Annotated in this window: 8 protein-coding genes, 2 tRNA genes and 1 pseudogene; 7 read left to right on the top strand and 4 right to left on the bottom strand. The window is 28.3% G+C overall.

Features of this window, described 5'->3' with window-relative positions; genetic code table 11:
• Positions 1–277 precede the first annotated feature (277 nt).
• Positions 278–1,678 (bottom strand): lytic transglycosylase domain-containing protein, encoded by a 1,401-nt coding sequence (locus E6A48_RS07770; protein ID WP_258018574.1) that lies wholly within the window; start codon positions 1,676–1,678, stop codon positions 278–280.
• Positions 1,679–1,837: 159 nt separating this feature from the next.
• On the opposite strand from E6A48_RS07770, the gene E6A48_RS07765 reads away from it, so the two are divergent.
• Positions 1,838–2,296: a hypothetical protein gene (locus E6A48_RS07765; RefSeq protein WP_219709462.1), complete on the top strand. Its 459-nt coding sequence runs from the start codon at positions 1,838–1,840 to the stop codon at positions 2,294–2,296.
• Here E6A48_RS07765 and E6A48_RS07760 read toward each other — a convergent pair.
• Genes E6A48_RS07760 through frr form a run of 3 tightly spaced genes read right to left on the bottom strand, consistent with a single transcriptional unit; the run spans position 2,293 to position 4,481 of the window.
• Positions 2,293–3,201 carry a phosphatidate cytidylyltransferase gene (locus tag E6A48_RS07760; RefSeq protein WP_219709460.1) on the bottom strand — a complete coding sequence of 303 codons (909 nt, stop codon included), beginning with the start codon at positions 3,199–3,201 and terminating at the stop codon, positions 2,293–2,295. The two genes, E6A48_RS07765 and E6A48_RS07760, sit on opposite strands and share 4 nt — an antisense overlap.
• 3 nt (positions 3,202–3,204) lie before the next feature.
• Positions 3,205–3,930: an isoprenyl transferase gene (locus E6A48_RS07755; protein WP_219709458.1), complete on the bottom strand. Its 726-nt coding sequence runs from the start codon at positions 3,928–3,930 to the stop codon at positions 3,205–3,207.
• 2 nt (positions 3,931–3,932) lie between these two features.
• Positions 3,933–4,481, bottom strand: a complete 549-nt coding sequence (frr, locus tag E6A48_RS07750; RefSeq protein WP_147730234.1) for a ribosome recycling factor — start codon at positions 4,479–4,481, stop codon at positions 3,933–3,935.
• A 191-nt stretch (positions 4,482–4,672) separates the two neighbouring features.
• On the opposite strand from frr, the gene E6A48_RS07745 reads away from it, so the two are divergent.
• The 6 genes and pseudogenes from E6A48_RS07745 to E6A48_RS07720 all read left to right on the top strand — a co-directional run.
• Positions 4,673–4,745, top strand: a tRNA-Met gene (locus E6A48_RS07745).
• 34 nt (positions 4,746–4,779) lie between these two features.
• Positions 4,780–4,853: transfer RNA gene (locus E6A48_RS07740), tRNA-Met, on the top strand.
• Between the two features lie 30 nt (positions 4,854–4,883).
• Complete coding sequence (gene rpsU, locus E6A48_RS07735) at positions 4,884–5,093, top strand: 30S ribosomal protein S21 (protein WP_013243482.1); 210 nt, start codon at positions 4,884–4,886, stop codon at positions 5,091–5,093.
• A gap of 159 nt (positions 5,094–5,252) precedes the next feature.
• Positions 5,253–5,840, top strand: a complete 588-nt coding sequence (locus E6A48_RS07730; RefSeq protein ID WP_219709456.1) for a hypothetical protein — start codon at positions 5,253–5,255, stop codon at positions 5,838–5,840.
• A 14-nt stretch (positions 5,841–5,854) separates the two neighbouring features.
• The gene (locus E6A48_RS07725) at positions 5,855–6,994 is read left to right on the top strand and encodes a LysM peptidoglycan-binding domain-containing protein (RefSeq protein WP_219709454.1); all 1,140 of its coding nucleotides are present in this window, start codon (positions 5,855–5,857) and stop codon (positions 6,992–6,994) included.
• Positions 6,995–7,020: 26 nt separating this feature from the next.
• Positions 7,021–7,200, top strand: a pseudogene (locus tag E6A48_RS07720) (peptidylprolyl isomerase); the annotation flags it as partial.

The following is a 7,200-nucleotide window of genomic DNA, read 5'->3' as shown; positions in this document are numbered from 1 at the left end:
AAATAATCAACTAGGCATAATTCTTTTGAATTAATAACCTTCTCATCAAAAGTATCTTTATCTAATTCTACCATAATAAAACTCCTATTATTAATATATTTTTATACGATTAATTATACAAAAAATATAGCCATAGTCAAGAGAATATATAATTTATTATTGAGAATATCATAATAAAGAAATATTTTTTTATCCATTATTTTTATTTAATAAAAAATTACATATTAGTTTTTATATAATACTGATTGTAATATAAGAGATTTTTAAAAATTAATAATTATTTATTTACAGGTATTCTCAAAAATATTTCACTTCCTATAGAAAGCACATTGCTGTCAAGTTTATTCCAAGCCTTAATCTCAGCAACATCAACTTTAAACTTCCTTGCTATAATCCAAAGAGTATCTCCTGCCCTTATATGATACATTATGTCTTTATACTCATAATCAGGAGGAGGCAAAGATTCAAAATATACAAACTTACCTTCTCTTATTCTCTCTTGCTCTTCCTCATATTGAGCCAAATCTACCTGCTTAGCATTGTCTAGTCCTTGAATAGGAATCATTACCTGCTGACCTATGTTTAAATTTCTTGATTTTAATTTGTTTATCTCAACAATAGCCTGCATAGGTACATTATAAAATCTAGATAAATGCGAAAGAGTTTCATTCATTTTTACTTCATGTCTTCTAAATGTTACCCTCTCTGAAGCAGGAATCTTACCGAAAGTATCATAAAATAATTGCTCTTTTCCCTCAGGTATTCTTAAAGGATAACGCACCATACCAGGAGGAGTTACACCTCTTGATAAATGCGGATTAAGTGCTTTTAAATCTTCTGTTTCTGCATCTATCATGTCTGCTATTATAGATAAATCAGCCGCATCATCAACATAAACCAAATCACCCTCTGGAAAAACTACTTTTGGCTTGTTAATCTTAAATCCAAATTTCTCTGGGTTTTTTGCTATAATAACAGAGGCTACATATTTAGGTATATACTCTTCAGTCTCTTTTGGAAGCACTTTAGCCCTAAGCAAATCATAAAAATTATTACTCTTTACTTGCTTAATAGCCCTAGATATTCTTCCCCCTCCTGCATTATACGCTATTAATGCAATAACCCAAGATTTAAAATTCTCATCAAGCCTCATCAAATGCTCAGCTGCAGCCTTTGTAGAACGCTCTGGGTCAAACCTGTCATCAGACCAATAATTAACTTTTAAATTATATATAGCACCAGTCATAGGCATAAACTGCCAAAGCCCTGCAGCACCGGCATGCGAAACAGCCTGAGGATAAAAACTGCTCTCTATTATAGGTAAATAAGCTAAATCTTCAGGAACCCCTTTTTCTGCAAATACCTGTTTTATATAAGGCAAATATATCTGTGCCCTGTCAATAATCTTTTGCATATGAGGACGCCAACTACCCTGATACCTATCCAAATAATAAGAAACTCTCTCAGTGCGAAAATCATCAACATTAAACCCTCTAAGCTCTACTACTTTAATATCGCTTCCAAGTGCCTCACCATAAACCGTAAGCTCATAAAGATTAACGCCGTCTAAACCCTTTCGTAAATATAAATCAAAAGTATCACAAGAGTTAACAAAAAAAATCAAAACTATTAAAAATATAGCTAATATGCTTTTTCTTTTTAAGACTTTTATTTTCATGATTATTATTAAATATATTTAACATTTTTTTTTAATATTTGCAAGTATGTAATTATCTTTTAAACTTCGTACTAAAGCAATCGTAATAGTTGACAATTTTTACAATTAAAAATATTATATAGCCTATAACTTACACAGGTATGGAGATAAAATAAAACTATGGCTAAAATTGTAAAATGTAAATACTGTAAAACTGTTAATGATAAATATGCCAAACAATGTAAATCTTGCGGAAAAGTGTTGTATCCAGAAATATCTTTCAAAAAAGCAACTATTATAACTGTAATATTAGATGCCATATTTGCTCTTATATATATATTTGGAATATTTTTATTTATATATAATGCCAACAACAATGAAACTCCAAAATACATAAACCTACTCCCTGCCCCAAATAGTATTTCATTTTTTGTTATTATATTAATAATGTTATGTTTTGCTGTTATAAAGATACTATATATATTAAATGTATTTGTTTTGAAAAAAGATATTATTTATACTATAAGAAGAGTTAGTTTATTTTTTGAAGCTATAATAATGTTTCCTTTGCAAACAATATTAGGCTTATATTTTTATGATATAGCAACCAGCGAAGATAAAGCAAAAAATAATAATTAATTTAGTAATATTATAATAATATAATAAGATATAGGTGCAGTTAATATCACGCTGTCAAATATATCAAATACTCCGCCATGACCTGGAAACATCTTGCTTGAATCTTTAGTATCATACATTCTTTTAATTAGGCTCTCTCCCATATCCCCAAGAAAACCTGTTAATGTAAATATTATAGTAAGCCATATTATCTGTGATAGAGAAAATGTAGGTATATCTTTACCAAGCACTAAGCTTAAATATCCATTTGAATATAAATAATAATAAAGTATAGAAATAGGTATTGTAAATAAAAACATACCCACTAAACCTTCGTAACTTTTATTTGGAGAAGCACTATTTGAAAGTTTATGCTTTCCAAATTTCCTTCCAACCACATATCCGCCAGTATCACTAAGCCAAGCACATAATAATATAAATACAATATAATATTTACCGCTAGTCATAAAACGCATTAAAGATATATGCCATACTCCAAGTCCAACATATATAAAACAAAATACCGCAGTAAGTATAGCCCTGCCCCTCTCTTCAAAAGTAGATACATTAACCTTAAACATATTTATTATAAAAAGAACAGCTATTAAAACAAATACCATAACAAGTGATAAACTCATAGAAATATTATTTATTTGAGTAAACTTATAAAGACGTGAAAAATCTCCATGAAGTATATTATTGCCGCATATAGTAACAATATATCCCAAAACCATAGCTACTATAGTTGTTATTACGGTTCTAAAATTCTTTTGCCTATAAACCTTAGCCATATTAAATATTTCTAATGTACTTATTATAGAAATAGCTAATATCAAAGCATGAAAGAGAAAAATAACTCTATTGTAAAGCAATATAATAGTAAATAATGGTAAAGTTAATGCTACAGATATAAGTCTTCCCTTCATATCTTATAAGCCTCCGTATCTTCTGTTTCTGTTTGAATATTCTTCTATAGCTTTTTTGAAATTCTCTTTAGAAAAATCAGGCCATAATATATCAGTAAAATATAATTCACTGTATGATGCTTGATACATTAAAAAATTACTTAATCTATGTTCTCCAGAAGTTCTTATTACAAAATCTGGGTCTGGTATATCTTTTGTATATAAATAATTTCCTATAGAGTTCTCATCAATATCTTCTATACTAATCTTATTTGATAATACATCAGAATACATATTTTTTATGGCAGTTTTAAGCTCATCTCTAAAACCATAATTTAATGCCAACACTACTGTAAGTATTGGATTTTGGCATTTCTCTAGAGTTTCTTTTTCTGTTTCTTCTATAGTTTCTATAGTATCTTTCGGAAATTTGGAAATATCACCTATATGCTTTACTAAAATATTATTTGAAATAAGTCTTTTAATTTCTTTTTTATAGAATTCTTTTAAAAGTTTAAATAAAGCCTTTTTTTCTTCTTCAGGTCTTTTCCAATTCTCTGTAGAAAAAGCATATAGTGTTAGATATTTAATATTAAGTTCACAGCATGCTTCTACTATATTAATAACATTTTCACTTCCAGCTCTATGTCCAAAACTTCTAGATTTATTTCGAGCTTTAGCCCATCTGCCGTTACCATCCATAATTATAGCAACATGTGAAGGAACTTTATTATCCTTTTCTGTCATCATAATTATATTTTATCTAATTCTTTTTCTTTTGAACTAATTAATTCATCAACTTTTTTGATATAGCTATCTGTATCGTTTTGTATTTTTTTCTCAAGATTTTTAGATTCATCTTCAGTAATAGTTTTATCTTTTAAATCTTTTTTTATAATATCGTTTTCATCTCTTCTTATATTACGTATAGCAATTTTAGCTTCTTCCCCTCTATGTCTTACACCTTTTTTTAACTCTTCTCTTCTTTCTTTAGTAAGCTCAGGCACCATAATTCTGATATTACCGCCATCATTAAAAGGATTGAAACCCAAATCAGCTTTTAATATAGCCTTTTCTATGTCTCCTACCAATGCTTTATCAAAAGGCTGTATCATTATAGTTTTAGCATCAGGAGTAGAAACGTTACCCACTTGTTTAAGCGGCATACTGCTACCGTAAGCTTCCACTTTTACACCATCTAATATAGAAGCATTTGCTCTTCCTGTTCTAATACCTTTCAAATCATTTTGTAAACTATTAATAGCCTTTTCCATTCTATCTTTATAGGATTCTTTTGACATAGATTAAAACCTCTTAAAATTATTTGAGGCAATTATAATTTAAGATATAAGTATTGTCAAGTTATTATTAATAAGTAATTTTATAGTATAATAATAGTAGTAAAAATGAAATATTTTATATAAATTTCATTATAAAAAAATACTTGACTTTTTTAACAAATAGTATAATATGCATATCAATATTTATACATCGCGGGGTGGAGCAGTTGGTAGCTCGTTGGGCTCATAACCCAAAGGCCGTAGGTTCAAGTCCTGCCCCCGCTAATAGCCAATAATAAAGGCTTATAAACTTTTATTTGGCGGCGTGGCTCAGGTGGTTAGAGCATGCGGCTCATATCCGCAGTGTCAGGGGTTCAAGTCCCTTCGCCGCTAATAACTTTAATCAAAAGGTAGGTGAGTTAATTGGTACGTATTTTCGCTAATGAAGGTGAACCAGTTGAAAGCGTTATTAAAAGATTTAGAAGAGCTTGCGAAAACGAAGGCATCTTACAAGAATTAAAAGAAAAACAATTCTACAAAAAACCTTCTCTTGAGAAAAAACTTCAAAGAGAAAAAGCTCTTAAAAGAATGAAAAGAAAAATCAAAAAAGAACGCAGATTAGGTTTACTATAAACTTATCTAATCTGATAAATCTTAAAGCATTGATAGTTTTTATTATCAGTGCTTTTTTTATTGTAAAATTATATTATTTATAATAAACTATTGACTTTTATCTTCTGTAATATTATATTAGAACAATAAAATATTGTAGTTTTTTCGGAGTATAATATTATGAAAGCAATCAAACACATAACAATACTTACTTCTATTTTATCTGTTATCATATCTTGCGGAGCATCTATGCCGCTTAAAGAGTATAAAGATGCTTCAACTTTAAGAGATAAAACGATTAAATATGAACTTCAAAATTATTCTAAAGAACAATTCGATATAGCTGAATCAAGCTTTGCAGAAGCAACTATACTTATAGATGAAAATAAAGAGCCAGATACTGTAAAAGAATTGCTCACTACTGCTTCAAATGCATATTTAGTTGTTTTAAATGAAGGTTTGCCTGTATATGCTGAAGAATTAAAAACTGAAACTTCAAGAAATAGAGTATATTCTAAAGATATTAAAGCATATATAGTTGATAAAGAAAATTATGAACTTGCTGAATTAAACTATATTAATGCTTTATCTGCTTTAAGCACAAATAACTATGAGCTTGCTGTCGATTCTTTCCTTAAAACAAGAGATTATCATAGCAAAGCTTTCTTTAATACAAAAGAACTATTTGATAACAGCCTAAAAGGAATTCAAGAGGCTGATGATAAAATTAAACAAATAGAAGTTTTAGAAAATCCTACTAATAATTAATATGGAGTTTTATTATGAAAAAAGTATTATTAATTCTTTTTGCAGCTTGTTATTTAATATATGGACAAGACACTAATGCTAATATAACAAATGAAAATATAAAAGATAGTGAAGATTATCAATTAGCACAAAGATATAGAGAATTAGCTATAGAGGCTCATAATGCTGGTGATTATACTCAAAGCATTGAGTTTTCTAGACAAAGTAAAGAATATTCTGATAAAGTTATAGCTAAATTTGGAGTATATGGATTAGTTTTGAATGCTCAAAGATATGCCGAAAGAAACTTAGCTTTACTTAAAGGGGTTGGAGGAGATACTAATGAATCTTCTATATATCTTTATGAAGAATCTATTATGGACTATGAAGCTGGAAACACTATATTTAATGCTGCTACTAATGATACAGATTATAGTAACTCTATAACAAAATATACTGATTCTTCTTTAAAATCTAAATTAGGTTATGATTTGGTATCAATAGGTTTAAGAAGAGATTATCTTATTAATGAAGGTGCTATAACTAACGCTGACAGCAATGATAATAAAATATTAAATTTAAGATATAATGCTGTAATGTTTTCAAAAGCAAAAGACTATAACAGCTCTATTTCAAATGCCAATGAAGCAATTAATATATTAGATATGCTTGAAGCTCCTATAGCTTATGCAAAAGCACAAAAAGCTCTAAATAAAGCTAAAGAAGATGGATATAATGAAACAAAAATGACTAATTATAATCAAGCATCAACTACATTAATATTTGCTAAACAAGCATTAGACGGTGAAGATTTTTCTAATTCATTATTTAATTCAAAACTTGTAATAGAAATGGTTAATGCTATGTATAATGGTGCTGATTATAATCAAGAAACTACTATAGTAGAAACAACAGGAGTATTATTCCCTAAATATTATAAAGTTCAATATAGAAAAGTTGGTACTGATTCATTATGGAAAATAGCTTCTTATGACTTTATATATGGTGATGGTAATTTATGGAAAAAAATATATGAAGCTAATAAAGATAAAATAAAAGACCCTAACATCATCATAAACGGACAAATATTATTAATACCTAGCCTTAAAGGTGAAACTAGAGACGGTACTTATGACTCTAATAATGAGTATGGTAATATAAAAGATATAAAATAAATATATAAGAGAGGAAATAAAGTTTAATGTTGAAAAAGACAAAAATCATTTTATTATCATTTTTAGCGATAATAGCATTTACAGCAGTATTATTGGCACAGAAGCCAAAAACATCTAAAGAGCATTTGTTTATAGAAACAGATTATGGTACTATAGAGATAGCTTTCTATCCTGACAAAGCTCCTAAACATGTGGAAGCTATTAAA

This window comes from Brachyspira pilosicoli (genome assembly GCF_019402445.1).
GTDB classification, from domain to species: Bacteria; Spirochaetota; Brachyspiria; order Brachyspirales; family Brachyspiraceae; genus Brachyspira; species Brachyspira pilosicoli_B.
This window is presented reverse-complemented; position numbering and strand designations above follow the sequence as displayed.